This window comes from Cytobacillus firmus DS1, assembly GCF_000565285.1.
Taxonomy (GTDB): Bacteria; Bacillota; Bacilli; order Bacillales; family Cytobacillaceae; genus Cytobacillus; species Cytobacillus firmus_A.
Genome location: NZ_APVL01000017.1, coordinates 37,843 through 61,128, shown reverse-complemented (window position 1 = coordinate 61,128; position 23,286 = coordinate 37,843). Strand labels below are relative to the sequence as shown.

The following is a 23,286-nucleotide window of genomic DNA, read 5'->3' as shown; positions in this document are numbered from 1 at the left end:
AGGATATTTAATCAGATATCACAAGTAAAATCCCCTCGCGCTTCAAGCAAGGGGATTTACAGTACATATTCAGCAAGCACGCTCTGCACTTCGTAGATGTTCAAGTTTTTATTAAAATGTTTTTCAATTGGTTCGTCTGATCCTGAGATCCAAATTTTTAATTCGGCCTCCAGATCGAAGCTGCCTGCGGTTTCAATGCTAAAATGGGTAATGTTTTTATAAGGAATGCTGTGATACTCGATTTTTTTCCCTGTGATTCCCTGCTTATCCACCAGAATCAGGCGCTTGTTTGTAAAAATGAATAAATCACGGACCAGCCTGTAGGCTTTTTCAACCTGTTCACTTGGAGCAAGGACGGCTGAAAATTCGTCCTGCACCTCCTTAATGTCCGCTTCGGAGGCATTGCCGATAAAGCCATCGAAAATACCCATTTAACTAACCTCCATTTATAAGATTAACTCCATTATACGGATCGTCCGGAAAAATTCCCAGTGATAAAGGCTTTCCCTTCCCGGAAAGCCTTCACTTATTTATTCTTCTGTTGACTGATCATCCTGTGCTTTTTTCTGCCCTTCTTCTTTTTTATCTTTTGAAATTCGGCCGCAGGCAATGCGTTCTCCGGAATCTCCTGCCGGCTGGGTCATGCCATCATCCGGCCCGTCATGGATGACAATGGAGGTCCCTTCCTTTGTCAGCAGTGAAGTTTTATCTTCTTTTAACGTGACCTGAGGCGCCATAAAATCAATCTTCACTTTGCCGTCATCCTCTACAATCAGGTTGGGAAGATCACCCGCATGGGATCCTTTTGGATGTAGCAGACCATGCTCCTTATTATCAGGATTGAAATGATTCCCGGCGGATTTGAAATCAGGGGGTTCGCATTTTGCTTCTTCATGGATATGGATGGCAAGCTCCCCCGGCGGCAGCCCGCTCAGATCTCCGGTCAATTTCACTCCGCTCGCCTGTTCCTGCACCTTAATGGTGCCTAATGAATCGCCTGCAGCATTAAACATTTCGACTTCTGTATTTGTAATGTTCTCTTCCCCGCAGCCGGACAGAAGAAGAACAAAACCCAGCATCAAAGCTTTTCTCATGATTGAATCCTCCATCAAGACAATTTGCCTTTAGTGTTGCCCAATCACTTTATTAATAAACAAGAGCAGCGCAAGTGCCATACTCACCTCCGACTCCTGAAAGCTGGGCTAGATCTTACACAAAAAAAGAAGAACAGCCGCTCAGCTGTTCCCCTCTTGTCTATTTTGCCTGTCAATGCGCTCTTCAAGCTCTTTCGCTTTGGCTGCTTCGCGCCTTGATACACGGATAATTAACCTCATGGTAAGAATGGCCCCAATTAAGAAGATGGCAAACGTTAAAGCTGCCGGGCCGTATTCTGATTTATCTTCAGGAAAATACAAAAACAGTGACAGTACATACCATTGCAGCATTTTAATCCATCCTTTCTGCTAAAAGCAGTGTCCATTAAATTATTATATCAGCAATGGCTGCACAGTCCAATGAACTTATTTCAATACCTCGATCTTTTCAATAACCACATCTTCCGCAGGCTTGTCCTGTTCGACTGTTTCAACTGCTGCGATGCTGTCGACTACATCCATTCCCTCAACAACCTGTCCAAAAACGGTATGCTTATTGTCAAGCCAAGGTGTACCGCCTTTTTCATAGGCTTTAATGATTTCCTCCGGATAGCCGGCCTTTTCCATTTCTGCTTTCAGGCTTGGATCAAGTGACTTGTTCTGAACAATAAAGAATTGGCTTCCGTTTGTGTTGGGACCGGAATTCGCCATTGATAAAGCTCCGCGGATATTATAGAGCTCATTGGAGAATTCATCCTCAAATGCTTCACCGTAAATGCTTTCTCCTCCCCTGCCGGTTCCCTCAGGATCGCCGCCCTGGATCATAAAGTCCTGAATGACACGGTGAAAAATCAAGCCGTCGTAGTAGCCATCTTCACTGTGCTTAATGAAATTTTCAACAGCTTTCGGGGCCTGGTCCGGGAAAAGTTTAATTTTAATGTTTCCTTTTGATGTCTTCATTTCCACCAGTCTTTCATTTCCCTGCACTTCTTCAGTCAGCTGCGGAAAATTGTCCGGAGTTTCACTTGCCTGGTTATTTGCCTGTTTTTCTTCAGTTTCAGAGCCATTTGCATTGTCCGCTTCTTTTTCAGTGCTTGTCCCGCATGCTGACAGGATAAACATCAGAATTAGAATGGGAGTTAACATACGCCATTTCATTGTTTTCAGCCTCCTATAAAAAAACTAATCATTTTTTTAGCTTACCTGATTTATTGAAAATTTGCACTTTGTTTTTTCAGGCTTCATAATAGGGCTAAAGAAAATGAAAAAGGAGAGGTTAGGTTGGCAGAAGTTAAGATCGGCGACAAAGTAACAGCCATCTATAAAACAGGCAAGTATATAGGAGAAGTGACAGACATCCGGCCTCAAGCTTATCTGGTCAGAGTGCTGGGGGTCCTAAAGCATCCCATGCAGGGCGATTTACATAATCCTAAAGAAGCGGACGTGATGCTTTTTCATGAACGCCGCGCGCTTGCGTACAGAGAGCAGACCAATGTGCCTAAGCAAATGGTAAAGCCTTTCGCAGAAGAAATCCCGGATTATAAGGATTCCCTGCAAATAGCACTGGATAGAATGAGAACGGAGCTGGAAGGAGATTCTTCTCCCTGGGCTGAGCAAAGCATAAGAAATCTCGACTCATTGGAGAAAGATTACTTTAAGTAAAATGAAAACAAGCCAAATCGTTTTAATGGATTTGGCTTGTCAGGCAAATTTATTAAACAGCTTCGAGAAGTCCACCCGGTCGCCAATTGTCGTAGGCTCCGGCTTTTGCAGATACTTTTTATCCTTTTCTACCAATCTGAAAATATTGTAAGTCGTCAAGGCATCATCCAGAGCTCGGTGATGTTTTCCTGTTCCTTCCTTGCCGTATTCCTGAACTGCTTTCCATAATCCTGTCTGATTTTGATCCCCAAAGAATCGCTTATATTCCATCGAAAGGTCCACTTCCCTGCCTCTGAATGGAAAATCCACTCCAGCCTGGATGCAATTATTTCTAAGCACCTTCATATCCATATTTCCCCACGTAACGATTGTGCAAGAACGATTTCTGTTCATATCCTTCATTTTCTTGACCAATTCAAGAAAATCCATTCCCTGATCTACTTGTTCCTGTGATATATGCAGAAAGGATTTGCACCGTTCGGACAATATCGGAAACCGGACAGGAGTTACATATGAAGAGAACTCTTCACAAACCTGATTGCTGATAACTGATACAATGCCAGCTTCGATAATCTCCGGAAAAAAACCTCTGAAAGCGCCGCCTTTATCAGGCATCGTAAACTCAAAATCAATAAATAGGTATTGATGTTCCTCCCCCATGTTTTCACCTGCTTCCCTTAAATTTAACGGACTTAATTTCTTATATTATAGCATGAAATATTTCAATTTTCTGATCAAATTACTTTTATGCCGGAATTTTTCAGCATGGTCTGTCTTCTTTCTAGAAAAGCTTAACTCCCTAGAAAAATAGCCGAAAAATAGGATAGAAGTTTAACATAATGGAGGCGGATTCCTTTGCGTTCCTGGTCTGGATATATCATCATCATTCTTTTGCTTCCTATTTTTTCTTTACTGGTAGTTGCTGTCTCTGCTGAATCGCAAAAATTCCAGGGCTTTCATGAGCTGCTGGATGAAAAGCTTGAAATAAAAGAAGTCACCCTGCCCCAGACTAGTTATATTAAAGCAGGCAACGGTCACGTAATCTCTGAAATGTATGGTCCGATAAACAGAATTAATCTCTCGTCAGGTGACATTTCCCCTTTTCTTAAGGATATATTTATCACTGCAGAGGACCAGCACTTTTATGATCATGCAGGATTCGATATTGCTGCCATTGGACGTGCCCTGGCCATCAACATCCGGTCGGATGATATCCAACAGGGGGCCAGCACCATCACCCAGCAGCTGGTTCGTAATATTTTTCTGAGTCATGAACAATCCTACAACCGCAAGCTAAGCGAACTCCTATATGCATATGAGCTGGAGCGGAAATTATCCAAAGAAAAAATTCTGGAATTATATATTAACGCAATTTATTTCAATAATGGAGCTTACGGAATTGAGGCTGCATCCCAGCTTTATTTTAAAAAAAGTGCCAAAGACCTGACCAAGGCTCAAGAAGCCTTTTTGGCCGCCATCCCAAACAATCCATCCTTATATGATCCAATTAAACACTTTGACCATACAAAAGAAAGACAAGAGCGGCTGATTGATCAACTAAAGGAAAAACAGCTGATTTCCTCTAAGGAAGCGGAAACGATGAAAAGCGAACGGATTCAGCTTCAGGTCAAACATAGAATAGATTTATATCCGGATTATGTTTCATATGTGGAGGCGGAGCTTCGGGAATTAATCTCTGTTAAAGAAGGCTACCAGGATAAGCTTCTTAAAGCAGGTGAACAGGAACAAGCATCAGTGAGCGTCAAGCTTGATAAGAGAATATCCCAGATAATGGAGCAAGGTATAATTATTGAAACTGCCCTGAATCCTGCCCTTCAGGAAAAGGCTGCAAATTCCCTTAATAAGCGCCTTCCCTATAAGGATGTGGAAGGTGCAGCAGCCGTGATCGATAATGAATCAAATGAAATTACAGCGATTGCTGGCGGAAAGAATTATAAAAAATACGACTTTAATAGAGCCTTTCAGGCATACAGGCAGCCAGGTTCCGCTATTAAGCCGCTGCTTGTTTATGCGCCATACTTTGAGCACACCGGCGCAGGCATTCATGAACAAGTGGATGCGAGCCCTTTCTGCAAAAATGGGTTTTGCCCCCAGAATTATGGCGGTGCCCGCCATGGTTTAACAACACTCGAAAAAGCGTTTATTTATTCATATAACACACCTGCAGTAAGACTGCTGGACGACATTGGAATTGAGGCTGGTTTCCGTGATTTAAATAAGTTTGGTTTTAAAAAGATTTCAGTAAAGGATCATACCCTTTCCGCAGCTATAGGCGGTTTTACATACGGAATGACACCGCTTGAGCTTACAGCTGCATATACTGTGTTTGCAAATGATGGTTATTACCGGCCAGCAAGAGCCATCCGCAAAATCACTGATCTGAAAGGGAATTTGCTTTATAGCTGGGAGGATTCTAAAACGCAGGTTTGGAGCGAAAAAACGATAGGAAAAGTGAGGGATTTATTGGCCAAAACTGTTCAATCCGGCACTGCACGGAAAGCACGTATGCCATTTGGATATGCCGGCGGCAAAACAGGAACCACTAATGGCTATCATGATTTCTGGTTCGTGGGCTTGACTGCCCATTACACAGCAGGTGTCTGGGTTGGAAAGGATCAGCCCGGGTATCTGGCCGCTATCGAATCGGATGCTCCCCAGCTGCTGATTTGGAAGGATATAATGTCTGATTAAAATGAGAACTTTTACTTTAAAAGGAGGCCCATTTCTGCGGCCTCCTTTTACTATATCGGCAGACTGGCCATGATGCTGCTGTATATCTTCAAAGAAAGATAGAGTATCCCTGTCAGCAGAGAAGACCAGACCATAACCTGAAAAAAAATCACACCAGCGATGCCTGCTACAGTTAATGAAGAACTGGCTTTATAAACAAAATAAATGACATAAACAAAGGTAGCGGCCGCAAAAAGGATGCCAATCCCGATATAACTGAATAAACTCAGGAGCGACAAAGCGCCTCCAATAAAATAAATGGCCGAACCTTGTCTTGACTTTGTCAGACTTTCCCCTTCCAGATCTTTAGAAAAGAACAGAAGTGACAGTCCATTGATCGTATCCGCAACCAATTTCAGGGCTGCAAACACCATAAAAAAAAGGACCAGGAGGAGGACCGTTAATGACAGCTTTACACCGCCTTTGGAAAAGAACTCTAGCATCCCCTGGTATATTCCTGTACTTTCCAGGAAGTAAACTAATTCCATTTGGGTTTTTAATGCCAGAGAAGTACTAAACAAAATAATTGCTAAGAGCGGAAAATAACTCGTCAGATATGTATTTTTCATTTTTCCCCATCCATATGTGTTTACTCTAGCTATCTATTATCATTGATTTTCATAATTATTACAACCGCTAATCCCATCTGTATATTTCCATTCTTCCCAGCATAAACATATTCTAGTAATTTAAGAGACAAATAGAGAAAAGGGGCATGAAATGAAAAAAGGAACTTGCTGTTTTTTGTTTGCAGTCTTACTGTCAGTGGGATCTCTAATACCCGCGAAAGCTGCTGATGCTGAAAAAGAATTCGAAGACATATTGGAAGAACAGCTTCGCAGCACAGTCCATTATTACAGTGAAGACTCCTTTTCAGTCATTGATGCATACGGAATTCAGGGACAAGTAACAAAGATCGTTACAACTGATGACCCTCAAACATCAGAAAATGAAGAGGTTATTGAAGAATATACTTCTCATATCGGCATTGTTTTTTTGGAATTGGAACAAAAACGAGATGACTTATTTATATTTAAGAAAAAAGATTTCTTTTACTATGATTTTGACAAAAAAGAATTTCTGACAGCATCCCATGTGCTTGGCAATGATTCAATCAGGGAGTTTTTTGAACTTTATGTTGATGATATCGAAAAAAGCATTACCCCCTTCTCCAAGTTACTCTTTCTGTTCCTCCTTTCCTTTATCTTTACTGTCCCGCTGGCCATCATGATTTTCCAAAACCGCGGCCGCAGTAAATCTTAATACAGCAGAAAGAGAGGATGAGCCGCTGCACATCCTCTCTTTCTTATGATGCTGTCTGTATCCTCACATATTCTCTCGGTTCAAATACCTTCAGCTTTTGCTTATTTTCAGCTTCCATTTCGTAATTTGCCGGTAATAATTCGACCACATCTTCTTCGTCTGCCGGAATATAAAATTCCCTTTTGGTTTGGTGGTCCAATATCCAGGCGCCTGCAAACAGAAGGGCAAAGATTGTAATGGCTGCTGAAATTTTATGCTTAATCATGCACAACACCACCTAAGAGTAGTGTGCGTAGTTCAATGTTTTTTTATACAAAAAAGCTGTTTTTAGAGACATTTTTTCAAAAAAATTTTTCCTGATACATTCGTGTTTCTACCTATTTAATAAGAATGGATAAATCCTTTACTGATAAGGGTTTGAAGAATGCACAGACTTTATTTTTAGGTTATAATTTGTTCTGAGGTGCATGAGCGGATAGTAATGATGATTATGGCACGCCTGTCTTGCCTGCCCTGGCTGGATAATATGGGGGAAGGTGGAAAAACTTTTATTAAGCGCTTTACATATAGCGGAAAAAGTTTATACATGCTGCGGAAGAAAAATACAGTTTTCTAAATATGCTGAACTGTTAGATGCCATATAGCCGCTACATCAAGCTGCATACTGGGATACTTTTTTGAGTAACACACAATCAATTTTAAAGGGGGTAATGTTTTGTCTTTGCTTCACCTGGCAATAATTTCACCATTTTTGCTTGCCATCCTTGTGCCTATTGCGTACAAGCTGTTTAGGCAGATACATACGGGTTGGTTCGTATTTCCTCTGCCAATCCTTTTATTCAGTTATTTTATCTCTTATTTATCCATCACCTCCAATCAGCAATCCGTCACAAAATCTTTTGCATGGATTCCCACTCTTGGAATCGATTTCACGGCAAAAGTAGACGGTCTTGGTTTGCTTTTTGCTTTGCTGATTACCGGAATAGGAGCACTGGTTGTTCTGTATTCCATCTATTACTTGGATAAAAACAAAGAAAAACTGAACACCTTCTATGTTTACTTGCTTCTATTTATGGGGGCTATGCTGGGAGTTGTCCTTTCGGATAACTTGATTGTGCTTTATACTTTCTGGGAATTTACGAGCTTTTCTTCATTCCTGCTAATCGGGTACTGGTACCACAGAGAGAAATCAAGATATGGTGCACAGAAGTCGATGATCATCACGGTTTTCGGCGGTCTTTCTATGCTTGGAGGCATCATACTTCTTTATATGATGACTGGTACCTTCAGCATTTCCGAAATTATTGCTCAATCAGATGAGATATTTTCACATGTATTATTTGTTCCTGCTTTGCTTTGCATTTTGCTTGGGGCCTTTACCAAGTCTGCACAATTTCCATTTCACATCTGGCTGCCGGATGCCATGGAAGCTCCAACACCCGTCAGTGCATATCTGCACTCGGCAACGATGGTTAAAGCAGGCATTTATTTAGTTGCACGTATGAGTCCCGTTTTTGCCGAGCACTCGCTCTGGCTCTGGCTCATTGCAGGATTTGGGATTACAACATTATTCTGGGGTTCCTTCTCAGCTGTCAAACAGACTGACCTTAAAGCCATCCTGGCTTTCTCAACGGTCAGCCAGCTGGGGATGATCATGTCCCTTCTCGGCATCGGTGCTGCAGCACTTCACTTCGAAACAGTGGATGACAGTTATTTTACGGTTGCCACTACCGCTGCTGTTTTTCATTTGATCAACCATGCCACCTTTAAAGGAAGTCTATTCATGGTAGCCGGAATTGTAGATCATGAAACCGGCACCCGTGATATCCGCAAGCTTGGCGGTCTGATGAACTTTATGCCGATCACCTTTACTTTGGCGATCATCGGCACATTTTCCATGGCCGGGCTTCCGCCTTTTAATGGATTCTTAAGTAAGGAAATGTTCTTTACAGGAATGGTCCGTGTTCTGGAAATGGATATTTTCAATTTGGATACATGGGGATTCTTGTTCCCTGTTCTTGCCTGGGTGGCAAGTGTATTCACGTTCATTTACAGCATGATTCTTGTATTCAAAACGTTCACAGGCAAGTTCCAGCCTGAACAATTAGAAAAGAAACCGCACGAAGCTCCAATCGGGATGCTGATATCACCCATTATCCTGGCTTCACTTGTTATCATTATCGGTTTCTTCCCTAATATTATTTCAAACACGCTCATTTCTCCTGCACAGGCCGCCATTATGCCTGTTGAAGGGTATGTGTATGATACTCATATTTATTTCTGGCACGGATTTACGCCTGAGCTGTTCATGACTTTGGGTGTTATTACCTTGGGAATTCTGCTTTTCGTCACTCTGCCGAAGTGGAGAAGTGTGTATAATCTTTTCCCTGAGAAATTGGCGCTAAATCGTTTTTACGATTCCATGCTGGAAGTATCACAGAGAGCTTCCTTCAACTTAACAAGATTATATATGAATGGATTCATCAGAACCTACCTTGTGTATATTTTTTCATTTTTCATTGTGGCTCTGGCTGCCACACTGGTTCTGAAAGATGCTTTTAAATTCGATACTAGCGATGTGGCAACCATCCATTATGCAGAGGTTCTGCTGGCATTAGTCATCGCTGCTGCATCTGTTTCCATTCTTTTTGTTAAGTCCAGAATGACATCCATCATTCTGCTGGGTGCAGTCGGTTATACAGTTTCATTGTTCTTTGTTATTTTCAGGGCGCCTGACCTTGCATTAACACAGCTTGTAATCGAGACTATATCTGTCTCTTTGTTCCTGCTAGCTTTCTACCATCTGCCAAAGCTTCGGCATGAGGAGCGGATAAGATTTAAAATGACGAATGCCCTTATTTCTGTCGGGGTGGGTGCGATTGTCACGATGATTGCCCTATCTGCCCACAGCAATAAGATGTTTCCTTCAATTGCGCAATATTACGTCGAGAATACGTATAAGGAAGCAGCCGGGAAAAACATGGTAAACGTTATTCTTGTTGATTTCCGGGGCTTTGATACCATGTTTGAAATTACGGTTCTTGGAATCGCAGCTCTTGGCATTTTCGCTATGATTAAACTTCGCCTGGAAGGAGGAAAGAAAAATGAAAACAAATGATATTATTTTGCAGACTGCTACGAAAGTAGTTTTGTTTCTCATTGTTCTTTTCTCAATCCATATCTTTTTTGCCGGCCATTATACACCTGGCGGCGGATTCGTTGGCGGTTTGCTAACATCGGGGGCAATCGTTCTGCTGCTGTTGGCTTTTGACATGAAAACTGTCTCAAAGATTCTTCCTGTCAATTATATTCACATGATTGCAGTTGGACTGCTTTTTTCAATAGGTACAGGGGCGGGAGCATTGCTATTTAATGTCCCTTTCCTAACCCATGCTTTTGGACATGTTGACTTGCCAGTCCTGGGGGACACTTCCCTCCATACGGCTACATTGTTTGACCTGGGTGTTTTTCTGGTTGTTGTTGGCGTTACGATGACCATTATTCAAACGATAGGGGAGGATGAATAATGGAAATATTAATGGCTTTTGTAATTGGTATTTTATTTATGTCAGCTACTTATCTCATGCTGTCAAAAAGCTTGCTTCGCATTATTGTTGGAACCGGGCTTTTAAGTCATGGGGCACATATGCTGATATTAACGATGGGCGGTTTAAAAAAAGGAGCTGCCCCGCTGCTGGGTGAAAACGCACCCTCATATACCGATCCGATCCCTCAGGCGCTTATCCTGACGGCCATTGTAATCAGCTTCGGGGTCACTGCGTTTTTCCTTGTGCTGGCATACCGTGCCTACCAGGAGCTTGGCACTGATAATATGGATCGAATGAGAGGAACTGAAGGAAATGATTAACTTTTTAATATTGCCCATCCTGATCCCTTTAGTTACGGGTGTCCTTCTCATCTTCGCCGCTAAAAGAATCATGCTGCAAAGATGGATTGCAGGCATTTCATCAGTGATTGCGATCATTTTTTCTGCCTTGCTGGTTCAGAAGGTTCGAGCCCGCGGGATACAAACGCTGGATGTTTCCAGCTGGGAAGCTCCGTTTGGGATCACGCTTGTTTCTGACATGATGTCAGCTCTGCTGGTGCTGACAACCAGTATAATAGCATTTCTATGCTTGATTTATTCATTTTGGAGCATCGGGGAAGCAAGAGAGAAGTTTTACTATTATGCTGCATTCAACTTTTTAATTGTTGGCGTAAACGGTGCCTTTACAACTGGAGATATCTTCAATCTTTTCGTATTTTTCGAGGTTATGCTGATGGCTTCCTATGTTCTGCTTGTATTGGGAGGAAAAAAGGCACAGCTTAGGGAGTCCATTAAATATATACTTGTCAATGTTATATCTTCCGCACTGTTTGTTATAGCTGTAGCCTATCTTTATTCTGTTGTTGGAACGCTCAATATGGCGCATATATCCGTCCGCATCAGCGAAGCCAGCCAAGGGACCCCTCCAGGAATCATTACAGTGATTGCTGTGCTATTTTTAATCGTATTTGGATTGAAAGGAGCCATTTTCCCTTTATATTTCTGGATGCCGGGCTCTTACTATGCACCGCCTGCTCCTGTTTTGGCTTTATTCGGAGCGCTGCTGACAAAAGTCGGAGTTTACTCCATCACAAGAACCTATACGTTGTTCTTTTATCATGATACTGGCTTTACCCATCAGCTCTTGAGCTTTTTGGCGATTATGTCGATTATCGCCGGAGTCATTGGAGCAATTGCCTACTGGGATATTAAGAAAATTATCATCTACAATATCATCATTGCTGTAGGGGCCATTTTGTTCGGAGTATCAGCGATGACGACTGATTCCCTTACCGGGTCCATCTTCTATTTGATTCATGATATGATTATTAAAGCAGCTCTATTTTTACTGGCAGGCATCGTGATTGCAATCGCCGGAACAAGCAATTTGCATAAGATAAGCGGGCTGATCAAGCGCTATCCCGGTCTGGGATGGACCTTCTTCATCTCTGCGCTTGCTCTAGCGGGAATTCCTCCGTTAAGCGGGTTTGTTGGAAAGCTTCTAATTGTTAAAGGCGGATTCGAAGCAGAACATTACTGGGGAGCAGGGATTGTCTTAATGTCCAGTCTTCTTGTGCTGTTTTCAATCATGAAAGTCTTCATTAATGGCTTTTGGGGTACACCTCGCGCTTATAAAGGGGAAGACAAAGTACCTGTCGGCAAAATGTTGATTGCCCCGGTAATCCTTGTTATCATTGCCGTTTTCTACGGAGTCGGCTCGGAGTATGTTTATCCGTATATCTCACAGGCTGCGGAAACTCTTGCAAATCCGGAAATATATATTGAAGCAGTTTTAAAGGAGTATTGAGTATGGCATTTCAAATATTATTAAATGTGTTCCTTGGGTTTATGTGGATGTTTTTAACAGGATCATACGAACCGGTTGCGTTCCTTAAAGGATACCTTTTTGGCCTGCTCATCATCTTTACTTTCAGAAGATTTTTCGATTCTCGCTTTTATCTATTAAGAGTTGTAGCGGTAATCAATCTTTTGTTTCTTTTCATCAAAGAGCTTATCTTAGCGAACATCGGCGTGCTTAAAGTATTATTAAGACCCAAACTTGATATGCGGCCAGGCATTTTCGCCTACCCTACTGTTCTGAAAAAGGACTGGGAAATAACAGTTCTATCGAATTTGATCACACTTACCCCGGGGACATTGGTTGTAGATGTTTCCCCGGATAATAAGATTCTTTACATTCATGCAATTGATATTGAAGATGCAGAGGAAACCATTGATTCGATCCGAAATTCATTTGAAAAAGCAATCTTGGAGGTGAGCCGGTAATGCTTAATACTGTTGTTCTGAGTGCCATCCTTATCATTTCGGCTGCCACCATCGGTTTGATCTACAGAGTGATTAAAGGGCCGACCACGCCAGACCGTGTGGTTGCACTTGATGCTATTGGCATAAATCTTGTTGCAATTGTTGCATTGATTTCTATCGCCCTTAATACAAGTGCGTTTGTGGAGGTTATCCTTCTGATCGGGATTCTTGCCTTTATAGGGACCGTAGCCTTCTCTAAATATCTGGAGAAGGGGGTTATTATCGAAAATGAACGAGATCGCTAATATTGTCATTATTGTGCTGATTATTCTGGGAGCTTTTTTAAGCCTTGTCGCTGCATATGGCGTCATCAGGCTTCCTGATATTTATACCAGGAACCACGCGGCATCAAAGTCCGCTACACTGGGGGTTATGTCCATACTGCTCGGAGCCCTGCTGTTCTTTTATGTTAAAGATGGCTTTTTCAATTCCAGAGTGCTGCTCGGAATTATATTCATCTTCATGACTTCACCTGTAGCCGGGCATTTAATTGCCCGGGCAGCCTATAACTCCGGTGTAGAGCTATGGGATAAAAGTGTACAGGATGACTTGAAAGATGCACCACATATGAAAAAGGCTGGCAGTAAGGAACAATAAATAAATGGGAAAACCGCAAGAAATTTTCTTGCGGTTTTTTATTATTTATTTTCTTTTTATTACTGCCATGGTACATCTTGATGTGCACACCAGTTTGTCATTTTCATCTGTTATTTTGATATCCCAGACCATTGTAGTTCTTCCCTGATGGAGCACTGTTGCGACAGCGGTCACGATTCCATCTTTTTTAGCACGTATATGGTTAGCATTAATCTCAAGCCCTGCAACAGACTCCTTTTTTTTGTCGCAAAGTTCAAATGCTCCAATACTTGCCACTGTTTCTGCAAGGGCGACAGATGCCCCTCCATGCAGGAGGCCAAACGGCTGGCGGGTGCGTTCATCAACAGGCATGGTGGCAACAACACGGCCTTTTTCAAGTGACACGATTTCCATTCCGAGTGTTTCGATTAATGTATCTTTCAACTCCATTCCCCTATCCCCTTTCGCTATGTAAAATGTTGTCATACTATACTTCATTATATAAGAACAAACTATGGATGTCCTCCTGGACAATCACAAAAAAGAGGTGACCGTCATGAATCATTTACGCGAAGGATTAATTCCAGCTGTTCTCGGCACCGCTGTTACTGCGGCAGGCTATGCAATGAAACAAAACCGCAGAACTAACAATATGTTATCAGATACCATCGTTGGTTTCGGGCTCGCCCATATTGTACTTGGAGCCATCGACCTGGTAGAGCACCGCAATCAGTATTAAGTTAGAAAAGCGCAAGCACCTTGCCCACCCCCGACACCTCGAGGGGTAGGGGCTCTAAGCTAGACATATAAAAAGGCAGCGCCTGGCTGCCTTTTTATATTATAGTCCCAGACCCTGATCATGCAGCTTTTCCTGCTTCTTCCCGCGTTTTCTTCTGGCAATGCGAAAAATGAGGAAGATCGCTGCAAAGCCTGCCAGGCCAAGCAGTATTTCTTTTTCATGTTTGATAATAGTGTCAATATGATCTCCAAATATATAGCCGATCGTGAAGGCTAAAGACAGCCAGATCAGTGCGCCGCTGTATGCAAATAAAGCGAATTTTTTAAATGGCAATTTACTGAAGCCATATAAAAAGGGGAGGAAGTTTCGGATACCCGGAACGAAATAACTGAAGGAGAGTGAAAAGGCATGATACTTTTCCATTAGCTTTAAAGAAGAATCAATCGTTTTGGACATCCTTTTGCTTTTATGAAAGTACTTTAGCAAAGGCCTTCCGATCAAACGCCCGATGGTATAACAGGTTGACAATGCCGCCAAAATGCCAAGATAAATGACAACGAATGCAAGCACAGGGTGAAGCGTTTTTAAAGAGGAAGAAAGTCCAACAGTCATAACAATCAATTCATTTGGCACAGGAAAAATAAAAACTCCAACCCAAAGCCAGAGAAACAGCCCCAAATATCCGTTATTTTCAATGATTTCCAAAATCAGTTCCAGTTCCATCCGGGGCCTCCTATCTATGTAAGCTGCGCTCACTTATTTACCACAATAATATATTCTTCATTCCCTTCTTTTACCCCTTTTCTAATAATATCAATCCTTTTTAATAAATTCTCATTTTATCCACCTCATATGCCTAACCTTTGTATGAAACAATTTTGTTCCTCATAGGAAAAGCCTTGTTTTCATATATTGGGAATGCGTGTATTTATTATTAATTGAAAGGGGCAGAACCGGATGTACCCCTATTATTATTTTCGCTACCCAAAGCCCGGATATAACCCTCAGCAGCAAAACTGCTGGAATTATCCGCAGGTCTATCAGTCTTTTTATCACCCTGTGCATTTCTATAGGACCTTGCCTGCTGTCGATCCGCAAATGTTCATGAGCTCTGCAAAAAAAATGGAAGTCCTCATGAGAGACGCCAGCACATTGCTTGTAAATATGGCAGAGTCAAAAAAGTTTTCTTATGAACTGATGTCAGCGGCCCAGCAGTCCAACAAGGCGGCAGTCGAAAATCTGCTGAAATCGACAGGCATCTCGCGGGTACCTTCTGTTGCCTATACACCCGACGGGCTAAGACTTCATTTCGAATCAGACAAAGAGGATACCCAGAAATGCTGTGATTTAACGCTTAAACTGAGATGGATGTAAAAACAAAAGCGGAAGCGCCTTGCTCACGAAGGAACGCAGACTAAGAACGCCACGTCCTGTGGCAACGTCTGCATGACCCGCATCCTCTCAAAAGCTGTCGCTTTTGGTCGTGCGATGATTATGCTGACGAAGCCTTCCTTGTCCTGCGGGCCTCAGGCATAAGACGGTTCCTGTAAGAAGGCGTATTTCCTTCTGGAAGGAAACGGCTTATGATCCCGAGTCCCTAGGAGCCGAAACAAGACAAGCTTGTGACCTCGAGGGGGTAGGCGCTGAAGCTAGATGCAGACACTCTTCCACAGAGTTAATCACCTTGTTCGATTTTATATGTCCTATCCAACAAAAAAGCTCTCAATCAAGAGAGCTTCTCACCTGTTTAACGGTAATATGGGTTTCCATATGGACCATAGCCAGGGTATCCGCCTCCGCCATAAGGAGCATATGGTGCAGCTGGCGGGCCATAGAATGGCGCCGGAGGGCCGTAGAATGGACGTGGAGCAAATAAAGCTGCTCCCAGGCCGCCTCCCAGGAAACCGCCGAGCAGGCCTCCGACAAAAGGAGCTCCTAAAAAGAAAAACCTTTCGTTCCCGTTTCTATATGGGCCTCTATAATAATACATGCAGGGTAACCTCCTTCATTTTCAATCCCTTCTCTATTTAATATGCAGATGTCCTTATTTTGAGTGGGCGGCTAGAAAAGCGGAGGTCGCCCGCTTTTCGGCGACAAGCATAAGCCAAGCCGTCAAAAAGGTTGTTCTTTAACCTTTTGGATGGCTTGGCTTATGACCTCGAGCCGATGGCGCCTGGAGCTAGACAACATTAGAAAAGCGGAAGCGCCTTGGCTGCATCAAAACAAAATCCCCTTAGCCTTTTGGCCAAGGGGATTTAATCTATTAGTTAGCTGCTTTTACTTTAGCAAATGCATCTTCGACAGATACATACTCATAGCCAAGGTCTTTAGCAACCGCTGGGTATGTGATGCTGCCGTTTACAACGTTAACACCAAGCTTAAGTGCTGCATTGTCTTCAATCGCTTTCACAACGCCTTTATTTGCAATTTGCAGAGCATAGTTGATCGTAACGTTTGTAAGAGCAATTGTAGATGTTCTTGGAACTGCACCAGGCATGTTCGCAACAGCATAATGAACAACGCCATGCTTATCATATGTTGGATTGTCATGAGTTGTAATGTGATCAACTGTTTCAAAAATACCGCCCTGGTCGATCGCTACGTCAACAACTACTGAACCAGGCTTCATTGTTTTAATCATTTCTTCTGTTACAAGCTTAGGTGCTTTCGCTCCAGGGATCAGAACCGCACCAATTACAAGATCAGCATCTTTTACGGCTTCTGCAATGTTGAAAGGATTAGACATTAAAGTTTGGATGCTGTTTCCGAAAATATCGTCAAGCTGGCGAAGACGCTCTGGGCTTAAGTCGATGATTGTAACTTGTGCGCCAAGTCCGATTGCCATTTTCGCTGCGTTGATTCCAACCACACCGCCGCCAACGATGGTAACTTTTCCGCGTGATACCCCCGGAACACCTGCAAGAAGGATTCCCATTCCGCCATTCGTCTTCTGAAGGAATTGAGCTCCAATTTGAGCAGACATGCGTCCTGCAACTTCACTCATTGGAGTAAGAAGAGGCAATGTACGGTTTACTTCTACTGTTTCATAAGCAATCGCTGTAACACCTTTTTCAGTTAATGCTTTTGCAAGCTCAGGCTCTGCTGCAAGGTGAAGGTATGTGAAAAGAACCAATCCTTCACGGAAATAACCATACTCGGATGGAAGCGGCTCTTTAACCTTCATAACCATTTCAGCAGCCCATGCTTCAGCAGCTGTATCTACGATAACGGCTCCTACTTCAGTATAATCTTCGTTAGTGAAACCGCTTCCAATTCCTGCATCGATTTCTACTAATACTTTATGTCCGGACTTTACTAATGCGTCAACGCTTGCTGGTGTCGCAGCAACACGATTCTCGTTATTTTTAATCTCTTTAGGTACTCCAATAATCATGGAAAAATCCCCTTTCAATCTATCAATTATGTTATTTACTATTGTAAGTATAATAATTTTAGTAAAGCGCTGTCATTGTTAAATCGGTAAAATAAAAGAGCCTCCATTTGTGGAAATCTACAAATGAGGGCTCTTCTTTTCCATTCTCCGGATTTTAAGTTCAAGATATAAAGAAAGTTTTGTATTCGTATTCTTCAGGTCAACTTTCCCAATATCGGTTATCCTCTTTAACCGGTAATTAAGTGTATTCATATGAATATGCAGCCTCTTAGCTGTTTCATTCACATTACTGTCATGATCAATAAAAGCTTCCAGAGTAGTGAGCAGATTGGTCCTGTGCTCAAGGTCATATTTAGTAATCTTTTCGATAGCCGGGTGCTCATACGGTTCCTGCCGTTTCTTTTCAAGGATGGCATCAAGATAGCGGAAAATGCCAAGCTGCTGATAGCTATAAACATGATGAATCTCTTCCGGGAATTGTTCTTTAAGACGCAGAACCTGCAATGCTTCCTGATAGCTTTTTTCAACTTTTTCAAAGTGCTGATAAGTTGTTCCTGTTGCCCCGTTGATATGATCAATGCTAAATCGCGTTTTCATTTGATCAATGAAAAACTGGATGAATTCAATAAAAGTATTTTCAGCTGTGGCAGGTTCAGGCGGCGCTGCCAAAATAATAAATTCATTCCCCATCGCAGCATGAAATGTTATATGAACCTTTTGGCTTGTCGTGATCAGATAGATGATCTTTTGTTCTATTTTAGGGGTAACTTCTTCTTTAAATCTAAAGACTATCACCGCAAACGGTGATGGCGGTTTTATGCTCAAATCCTCAAATCTGTCTGAGATTTCATCATGACTATGGAAATGGCCGGTTAGCAGCTCCCAGAAAAAATCCCGGTATCCCTCAGCCCTTTTTTTCTTTTGGGCGTTTAATCTTAACATTTCCGTCCTTGCAGACTGTGCGGCCAGCTTTAGCATATTCAGCTTGCTTTCTGTTAAAGCAGCTTCTTCTTCGACTGCCCAGATGTAGCCTAATACCTCATTATGATTGCGTATAGAAATGGCTACCCGATTTCCCAGTCCTATCTCTTTTATTTCAGGAATTCTAAGCGGTTCGCCGCTTTGCATCAGTTGGGGAATCACACGATCCTTCCATAAACGATTAATCACCTTTTCAGGAACCTTTCTGCTGATGATTGTAGCGATTCTCGCGGTATCTGTCTGATCATCATGTGTACTGTATGCAAGCAGGCGATGATTAACATCTTCTATTGTAACAGGGCATTCCAGGACATCGCGGATCTTATCTACCAGTTCCTCCAGATCACTAAATGCCCTCTTAAACGGATTTTTTTCCATTTTATTATCACCCAATCGTAAAACTTCTTTAAACTTCACTTTCTCTATCCTATTATATTATACCTCAGGTCCAACCCTGTACACTACCAAAGCCATCAGGCTATTCGACAAAATTCGGGCGGTGCCTGTCACCTCTTTTTATAAAATTTCCAATAGTTTTACTTTTTTAATTTGACTTGAAGTTATATTCAGATAATTTTACAATAGGACATGTTCCAAAAAAATCATATTTTAATAGTTTTATTTACAAATTTTGAAAGCGTTAACATCTGGGAGGCGATGATTTATGCTTGAGACGCTTAATAAAATTAACGGGGTGCTCTGGGGCACACCAAGTTTGATTTTGCTTTTTGGTACGGGTGTTCTTTTAACATTCATGCTGAAGGGTCTTCAATTCAGAAGACTGATATATGCGTTTAAATTAGGATTTACAAAAGAAGGACAGGCTTCTTCCAATGATGAAGGAGATGTCAGTAACTTTAAGGCTCTTATGACAGCTCTCGCAGCAACCATTGGTAATGGTAATATCGCTGGTGTTGCCACTGCGATTACACTCGGCGGACCAGGAGCCATCTTTTGGATGTGGATTGTTGGTTTGCTTGGAATGGCAACCAAATATGCCGAAGCATTACTCGCAATGAAATACCGTGTAAAAAATGCCAATGGCGAGTACTCCAGCGGACCGATGTATTATGTGGAACGCGGTCTTGGCAAGAAATTTAAATGGCTGGCAGTTGCCTTTGCGGTCTTTGGTGCTTTTGCAGCTCTGGGCATCGGAAACAGTGTTCAATCGAATACGATTGCAGCTGTTATGGATACTTCATTCGGAATTAATAATTGGGTTACAGGTGTCATTCTTGCTGTATTGGCTGCCTTAATCATCTTTGGAGGCATTCAGCGCATCAGTACTGTAGCTGGATTCTTTGTTCCAGTCATGGCTGTTCTATATATTGGCGGGGCATTGCTTATACTCGCTGTTAACTATGATCAGATCATTCCTGGTTTCCAGACAATCTTCTACTATGCCTTCAATCCGGTAGCAGCAACCGGCGGTTTTGTCGGTGTTGTCGTATCTGAAGCAATCAAGAATGGTGTTTCAAGGGGTATCTTCTCAAATGAAGCCGGCCTTGGTACCGCAGCGCTTATTGCAGGAAATGCAAAGACAGACCATCCTGTAAAACAGGCTCTTGTTGCGATGACTGGTACATTTATTGTTACAATCGTGGTTTGTACGATGACCGGCCTGGTGCTTATCATGACTGGTTTCTGGGACACAACAGGCGGATTGATCTCAGGTGTGGCGCATGACGGCAGCCTTGACGGCGGGGCATTAACAAGTGCAGCCTTTGCCCATGTCCTTGGAACAGCTGGTGAATATATCGTTGCATTCTCAGTTATATTCTTCGGCTTCTCAACAATCGTCGGCTGGTATGTATATGGTGAAAAATGCTTTGAATACCTTGTTGGCACAAAAGGAATTATGGGATACCGTGCCATTTACATTTTTGCAACTGGAATCGGTGCTGTTGCAAACTTAACTACTGTTTGGGCTTTTGCTGACATGGCAAATGCATTAATGATGATTCCTAACTTAATTGCATTAATCCTATTAAGCAAAGTGGTTGTTAAAGATACGAATGAATTCTTTGACAACCATTATAAAGCAGCAAATAAGCAGTTAAATAAGGCAAGCTAATACTAATATATGTAAAACAAACACAGGTCCCTGATCTGTGTTTGTTTTTGTTTAGTAGCCCTAAAACGGTAATAACGGCAATTCATTTCTCTCGTGAATATAGGCAAATATCCGATAGTGATAAAGAAACTCGCCAGTTATTATACCTTCTTCTTCAAAAGAATAAGCATCTATAAACGCTTCTATTCTGTCTTCATCCTCTTCATCCCATACCCCTGTCATCCAGACTTTATAGGCAAGCTTGCTGTTTAAACCGGGATTTCCGCTTTCTTCAAAAAGACCCTCGATTTGTTCCCTTTCCACCTTTTCGCCTCCCTCACCCGTTTGTTATCCATCCTTTTCTGTTTTAGTCTTCCTTATACATTTTTGGGACAAGGCAAATATCCAATTTTAGCACCACATGAGGTGAACTTGTCTATACTATATCGAAGTCTATTTTAAATATCAGGGTTGCTTATTAATAACCAATAAAGGAGGGATAACGTTGGAATTGAACGAGTTATTTCATTTAGGCAATAAAACAGCCATTGTCACTGGAGGAGGACGCGGGCTCGGAGAGCAAATGGCAACTGCACTTGGGGAAGCAGGAGCAAATGTTGTCGTCTGCTCACGCAATATTGAAGCATGTGAGCATGTCAGAAAAAACCTTGAAGCAAAGGGAGTTAAAGCTCTGGCTATCGAATGTGACATCACTAATGAAGAAGACATTCAAAAAGTCATCCAAAAGACTTTGGAGACATTTGGAAGCATCGATATTCTCATTAATAATAGCGGTACATCCTGGGTTGCACCTTTTCTGGATCTGCCTGCTGATAAATGGGACAAAGTCATGAATGTGAACTTAAAAGGGCTGTTTTTATTTTCACAAGCCGCCGCAAAAGTGATGACGATGCAGGGGAGCGGCAAAATCATTAATATTTCTTCCGTAAATGGAGTGAGGGGTACTCATTCGGCACTTCTTGATGCAGTGGCCTACAGTACAAGCAAAGGAGCAGTTATCACACTCACAAAGGATTTAGCTGTAAAACTGGCACCCGCCGGCATTCAAGTAAACGCTATTGCTCCAGGCTTCTTTCCTACCAGGATTACAAAGGTTCTTGAAAAGTCTAATTCAGTTATTCTCAGTAAGATTCCTGCCGGAAGATTTGGAAGTGAACATGACTTAAAAGGAGCAGCTGTCTTTTTATCATCCAAAGCGTCTGATTACTTGACAGGACAGGTATTAGTCGTTGATGGTGGAATGACGGTATCCCTTTAAGATCTCACAAGACTAACTTCATAGAAGGGAGAAAGTTTATGTCTATTAACCATACAGAAGCCCTATTGCAGGCAATAAAAAAATTAGGGACAAAAGTGGAAAGAGAATTGAATGAATCTATTCAGAATTCTATTAACAAAGAAGATATTTTCAAAAGCTTAGTCACCCGTTCAGAGGTGACCGCAGCAAGCATGAAAAAACTCCGGGACGCCATTGAGACACTATCCATCCCTCTTAATTTCCCTACCAAGACTGACGTGGCAAATGCAGCAAAATTAACTGTGCAGGCTGAAGAAAAAATGGATCAGATTGACGAAAAAGTCATCGCTTTGGCCAAATCAATAGAGGAAATAAAAAAAGCACTTGCCAGCCCTGCTGAAAGCGCGGAAAAATAAATGGCACAAAATACAGCTTCCGAAAAACTTCTAGGATTTGCTAATACTCTTTTTCAGCCCGATCCGGAGATCAATTTAACTCCAAGGACTGCAGTCTGGAAAAGAAATAAGGCAACTCTCTGGCACTATGCCCCTTCCAGCAAAAAATACGGTATACCCATTTTCCTTGTCTATTCACTTGTCAATCAGCCCTTTATTTTAGACCTGGGACCGCAGAACAGTTTAATCGAAGCTTTGGTAAACAGCGGGTATGATGTCTACTTGCTGGATTTCGGGATTCCGGGCTATGAGGATAAAGACATTACGATGGAAAATTATATTACTGAATACATCCAGAAGGGGGTAAAAAGAGCTTTATATTACGCGGGAGCAGACGAAATAACTGTCATGGGCTTTTGCCTCGGCGGCACCTTTGCAGCTATTTATGCGGCCATTGCCGATGAACCGGTCAAAAACTTAGTATTGTCTGTCGCACCGGTTGATTTCAGCATTGTCCCAGTCTTTGATAAATGGGCAGATGAGCTGCGAAATGGAGAAGGCAGCCTGGATACCACTTTTGATGCATGGGGACTGATCCCCGCCTTTGCCATTAAATCCGGTATGCGGCTATTTACTTCCCCCCTTTATTACTCTCCATATTTATCGCTTCTGGCCAGGGCAGACGATGAAGCATATGCCTCCCGCTGGAAGCAATTTAACCAGTGGACCAATGGCCATATTCCATTTGCCGGAGCTGCACTGAAGCAAATCCATCAAGATCTTTTAAAAGACAATAAGCTTGTGAACGGTACATTAACGATTGGAGAAAGGATAGCCGTCCTCAGTAATATTAAAGCTAATTTGCTCGCTGTCGCTTCAGATAATGACCGTCTTGTTCCAAAAGAGCAGATTCTTCCGGTCATGGACTTAGTGTCCAGCGCTGATAAAACTTTTCATCTGCTTCAGGGCGGGCATGCCAACCTTACTTCAAAAGGAAAGGTTCCTGACTATATGGACAAATGGCTGTCAGCTAGATCAGGCCCAATATAATATTTTAATTCCCCTGCCTCTGCAGGGGATTCAACATTTAAAGGAGGTAACTTGATGAGTTTATGGAATTATCCAAATTATAATATAAACGACTACACCATCAGACCTTATATGGGTTTTGCTTCATTTGTGTTTATAGACTTATTTTCTGCTTAGCTTTAAGACCATGCAATTGCTGCATGGTTTTATTTTTTTGTG

General features: G+C 42.2%; 29 protein-coding genes. 16 read left to right on the top strand and 13 right to left on the bottom strand.

Annotated features, from left to right (window positions below):
- Positions 1-56 precede the first annotated feature (56 nt).
- The 4 genes from PBF_RS19290 to PBF_RS19275 form a co-directional block, all read right to left on the bottom strand.
- Positions 57-431: a PH domain-containing protein gene (locus PBF_RS19290; protein ID WP_035332043.1), complete on the bottom strand. Its 375-nt coding sequence runs from the start codon at positions 429-431 to the stop codon at positions 57-59.
- Positions 432-530: 99 nt separating this feature from the next.
- The gene (locus PBF_RS19285) at positions 531-1,094 is read right to left on the bottom strand and encodes a superoxide dismutase family protein (protein WP_035332041.1); all 564 of its coding nucleotides are present in this window, start codon (positions 1,092-1,094) and stop codon (positions 531-533) included.
- 141 nt (positions 1,095-1,235) lie between these two features.
- Positions 1,236-1,445 (bottom strand): hypothetical protein, encoded by a 210-nt coding sequence (locus tag PBF_RS19280; protein ID WP_035332039.1) that lies wholly within the window; start codon positions 1,443-1,445, stop codon positions 1,236-1,238.
- A 75-nt stretch (positions 1,446-1,520) separates the two neighbouring features.
- Entirely contained in the window at positions 1,521-2,252 is a 732-nt protein-coding gene (locus PBF_RS19275) for a peptidylprolyl isomerase (protein WP_035332037.1), read from the bottom strand.
- A gap of 123 nt (positions 2,253-2,375) precedes the next feature.
- Between PBF_RS19275 and PBF_RS19270 the strand changes: the two genes are divergently transcribed.
- Positions 2,376-2,756 (top strand): kinase-associated lipoprotein B, encoded by a 381-nt coding sequence (locus PBF_RS19270; RefSeq protein ID WP_035332036.1) that lies wholly within the window; start codon positions 2,376-2,378, stop codon positions 2,754-2,756.
- Positions 2,757-2,795: 39 nt separating this feature from the next.
- Here PBF_RS19270 and kapD read toward each other — a convergent pair whose 3' ends face one another.
- Complete coding sequence (gene kapD / locus PBF_RS19265; RefSeq protein ID WP_035332034.1) at positions 2,796-3,416, bottom strand: 3'-5' exonuclease KapD; 621 nt, start codon at positions 3,414-3,416, stop codon at positions 2,796-2,798.
- Positions 3,417-3,611: 195 nt separating this feature from the next.
- Here kapD and PBF_RS19260 point away from each other — a divergent pair, with 195 nt between their 5' ends.
- On the top strand, positions 3,612-5,468 hold the full coding sequence (locus PBF_RS19260) for a transglycosylase domain-containing protein (RefSeq protein WP_035332033.1): 1,857 nt from the start codon (positions 3,612-3,614) through the stop codon (positions 5,466-5,468).
- 50 nt (positions 5,469-5,518) lie between these two features.
- Here PBF_RS19260 and PBF_RS19255 read toward each other — a convergent pair whose 3' ends face one another.
- Positions 5,519-6,076 (bottom strand): DUF5366 family protein, encoded by a 558-nt coding sequence (locus PBF_RS19255; RefSeq protein WP_035332032.1) that lies wholly within the window; start codon positions 6,074-6,076, stop codon positions 5,519-5,521.
- Positions 6,077-6,227: 151 nt separating this feature from the next.
- Here PBF_RS19255 and PBF_RS19250 point away from each other — a divergent pair, with 151 nt between their 5' ends.
- Positions 6,228-6,770, top strand: coding sequence for a hypothetical protein (locus tag PBF_RS19250; protein ID WP_035332030.1), 543 nt, complete (start codon positions 6,228-6,230; stop codon positions 6,768-6,770).
- Between the two features lie 43 nt (positions 6,771-6,813).
- On the opposite strand, the gene PBF_RS19245 is transcribed toward PBF_RS19250, so the two are convergent.
- The gene (locus tag PBF_RS19245) at positions 6,814-7,035 is read right to left on the bottom strand and encodes a hypothetical protein (RefSeq protein WP_035332028.1); all 222 of its coding nucleotides are present in this window, start codon (positions 7,033-7,035) and stop codon (positions 6,814-6,816) included.
- 450 nt (positions 7,036-7,485) lie between these two features.
- Between PBF_RS19245 and PBF_RS19240 the strand changes: the two genes are divergently transcribed.
- From PBF_RS19240 to mnhG, 7 genes are read left to right on the top strand one after another with little or no spacing between them, the layout of a single operon-like run.
- The gene (locus tag PBF_RS19240) at positions 7,486-9,888 is read left to right on the top strand and encodes a Na+/H+ antiporter subunit A (RefSeq protein WP_035332025.1); all 2,403 of its coding nucleotides are present in this window, start codon (positions 7,486-7,488) and stop codon (positions 9,886-9,888) included.
- On the top strand, positions 9,875-10,297 hold the full coding sequence (locus PBF_RS19235; RefSeq protein WP_035332023.1) for a Na(+)/H(+) antiporter subunit B: 423 nt from the start codon (positions 9,875-9,877) through the stop codon (positions 10,295-10,297). The genes PBF_RS19240 and PBF_RS19235 overlap by 14 nt, the downstream gene beginning before the upstream one ends.
- Positions 10,297-10,638: a Na(+)/H(+) antiporter subunit C gene (locus tag PBF_RS19230; RefSeq protein WP_035332022.1), complete on the top strand. Its 342-nt coding sequence runs from the start codon at positions 10,297-10,299 to the stop codon at positions 10,636-10,638. Before PBF_RS19235 ends, PBF_RS19230 begins: the two co-directional genes overlap by 1 nt.
- Complete coding sequence (locus tag PBF_RS19225; protein ID WP_035332020.1) at positions 10,631-12,124, top strand: Na+/H+ antiporter subunit D; 1,494 nt, start codon at positions 10,631-10,633, stop codon at positions 12,122-12,124. The genes PBF_RS19230 and PBF_RS19225 overlap by 8 nt, the downstream gene beginning before the upstream one ends.
- Positions 12,125-12,126: 2 nt before the next feature.
- Positions 12,127-12,603 carry a Na+/H+ antiporter subunit E gene (locus PBF_RS19220; RefSeq protein ID WP_009331657.1) on the top strand — a complete coding sequence of 159 codons (477 nt, stop codon included), beginning with the start codon at positions 12,127-12,129 and terminating at the stop codon, positions 12,601-12,603.
- A complete protein-coding gene (locus PBF_RS19215) occupies positions 12,603-12,887 on the top strand; it encodes a Na(+)/H(+) antiporter subunit F1 (protein WP_035332019.1) in 285 nt (94 codons plus the stop codon). The genes PBF_RS19220 and PBF_RS19215 overlap by 1 nt, the downstream gene beginning before the upstream one ends.
- Complete coding sequence (gene mnhG, locus PBF_RS19210; protein ID WP_009331659.1) at positions 12,871-13,239, top strand: monovalent cation/H(+) antiporter subunit G; 369 nt, start codon at positions 12,871-12,873, stop codon at positions 13,237-13,239. Before PBF_RS19215 ends, mnhG begins: the two co-directional genes overlap by 17 nt.
- 45 nt (positions 13,240-13,284) lie before the next feature.
- On the opposite strand, the gene PBF_RS19205 is transcribed toward mnhG, so the two are convergent.
- Positions 13,285-13,668 carry a hotdog fold thioesterase gene (locus tag PBF_RS19205; protein ID WP_035332017.1) on the bottom strand — a complete coding sequence of 128 codons (384 nt, stop codon included), beginning with the start codon at positions 13,666-13,668 and terminating at the stop codon, positions 13,285-13,287.
- A 106-nt stretch (positions 13,669-13,774) separates the two neighbouring features.
- Between PBF_RS19205 and PBF_RS19200 the strand changes: the two genes are divergently transcribed.
- A complete protein-coding gene (locus PBF_RS19200; RefSeq protein ID WP_035332015.1) occupies positions 13,775-13,957 on the top strand; it encodes a hypothetical protein in 183 nt (60 codons plus the stop codon).
- A gap of 99 nt (positions 13,958-14,056) precedes the next feature.
- Here the strand turns inward: PBF_RS19200 and PBF_RS19195 are convergent, their stop codons facing one another.
- Entirely contained in the window at positions 14,057-14,680 is a 624-nt protein-coding gene (locus tag PBF_RS19195) for a DedA family protein (RefSeq protein ID WP_035332013.1), read from the bottom strand.
- A 234-nt stretch (positions 14,681-14,914) separates the two neighbouring features.
- Between PBF_RS19195 and PBF_RS19190 the strand changes: the two genes are divergently transcribed.
- Entirely contained in the window at positions 14,915-15,331 is a 417-nt protein-coding gene (locus tag PBF_RS19190; protein ID WP_035332012.1) for a hypothetical protein, read from the top strand.
- 373 nt (positions 15,332-15,704) lie between these two features.
- On the opposite strand, the gene PBF_RS19185 is transcribed toward PBF_RS19190, so the two are convergent.
- The 3 genes from PBF_RS19185 to PBF_RS19175 all read right to left on the bottom strand — a co-directional run bounded on the left by PBF_RS19185 (position 15,705) and on the right by PBF_RS19175 (position 18,710).
- Positions 15,705-15,947, bottom strand: a complete 243-nt coding sequence (locus PBF_RS19185; protein WP_035332010.1) for a hypothetical protein — start codon at positions 15,945-15,947, stop codon at positions 15,705-15,707.
- A 273-nt stretch (positions 15,948-16,220) separates the two neighbouring features.
- Complete coding sequence (gene ald / locus PBF_RS19180; RefSeq protein ID WP_035332008.1) at positions 16,221-17,351, bottom strand: alanine dehydrogenase; 1,131 nt, start codon at positions 17,349-17,351, stop codon at positions 16,221-16,223.
- A gap of 117 nt (positions 17,352-17,468) precedes the next feature.
- Positions 17,469-18,710, bottom strand: a complete 1,242-nt coding sequence (locus PBF_RS19175) for a PucR family transcriptional regulator (RefSeq protein ID WP_035332006.1) — start codon at positions 18,708-18,710, stop codon at positions 17,469-17,471.
- Positions 18,711-18,996: 286 nt separating this feature from the next.
- Between PBF_RS19175 and PBF_RS19170 the strand changes: the two genes are divergently transcribed.
- On the top strand, positions 18,997-20,406 hold the full coding sequence (locus PBF_RS19170) for an alanine/glycine:cation symporter family protein (protein WP_035332004.1): 1,410 nt from the start codon (positions 18,997-18,999) through the stop codon (positions 20,404-20,406).
- Positions 20,407-20,466: 60 nt separating this feature from the next.
- Here PBF_RS19170 and PBF_RS19165 read toward each other — a convergent pair whose 3' ends face one another.
- On the bottom strand, positions 20,467-20,709 hold the full coding sequence (locus PBF_RS19165; protein WP_035332002.1) for a hypothetical protein: 243 nt from the start codon (positions 20,707-20,709) through the stop codon (positions 20,467-20,469).
- Between the two features lie 181 nt (positions 20,710-20,890).
- Between PBF_RS19165 and PBF_RS19160 the strand changes: the two genes are divergently transcribed.
- Genes PBF_RS19160 through PBF_RS19150 form a run of 3 tightly spaced genes read left to right on the top strand, consistent with a single transcriptional unit; the run spans position 20,891 to position 23,088 of the window.
- Positions 20,891-21,664: an SDR family oxidoreductase gene (locus PBF_RS19160; protein WP_035332001.1), complete on the top strand. Its 774-nt coding sequence runs from the start codon at positions 20,891-20,893 to the stop codon at positions 21,662-21,664.
- 38 nt (positions 21,665-21,702) lie between these two features.
- The gene (locus tag PBF_RS19155) at positions 21,703-22,059 is read left to right on the top strand and encodes a hypothetical protein (protein WP_035332072.1); all 357 of its coding nucleotides are present in this window, start codon (positions 21,703-21,705) and stop codon (positions 22,057-22,059) included.
- Entirely contained in the window at positions 22,060-23,088 is a 1,029-nt protein-coding gene (locus PBF_RS19150; RefSeq protein ID WP_035331999.1) for an alpha/beta fold hydrolase, read from the top strand. It begins immediately after the preceding gene.
- Positions 23,089-23,286 lie beyond the last annotated feature (198 nt).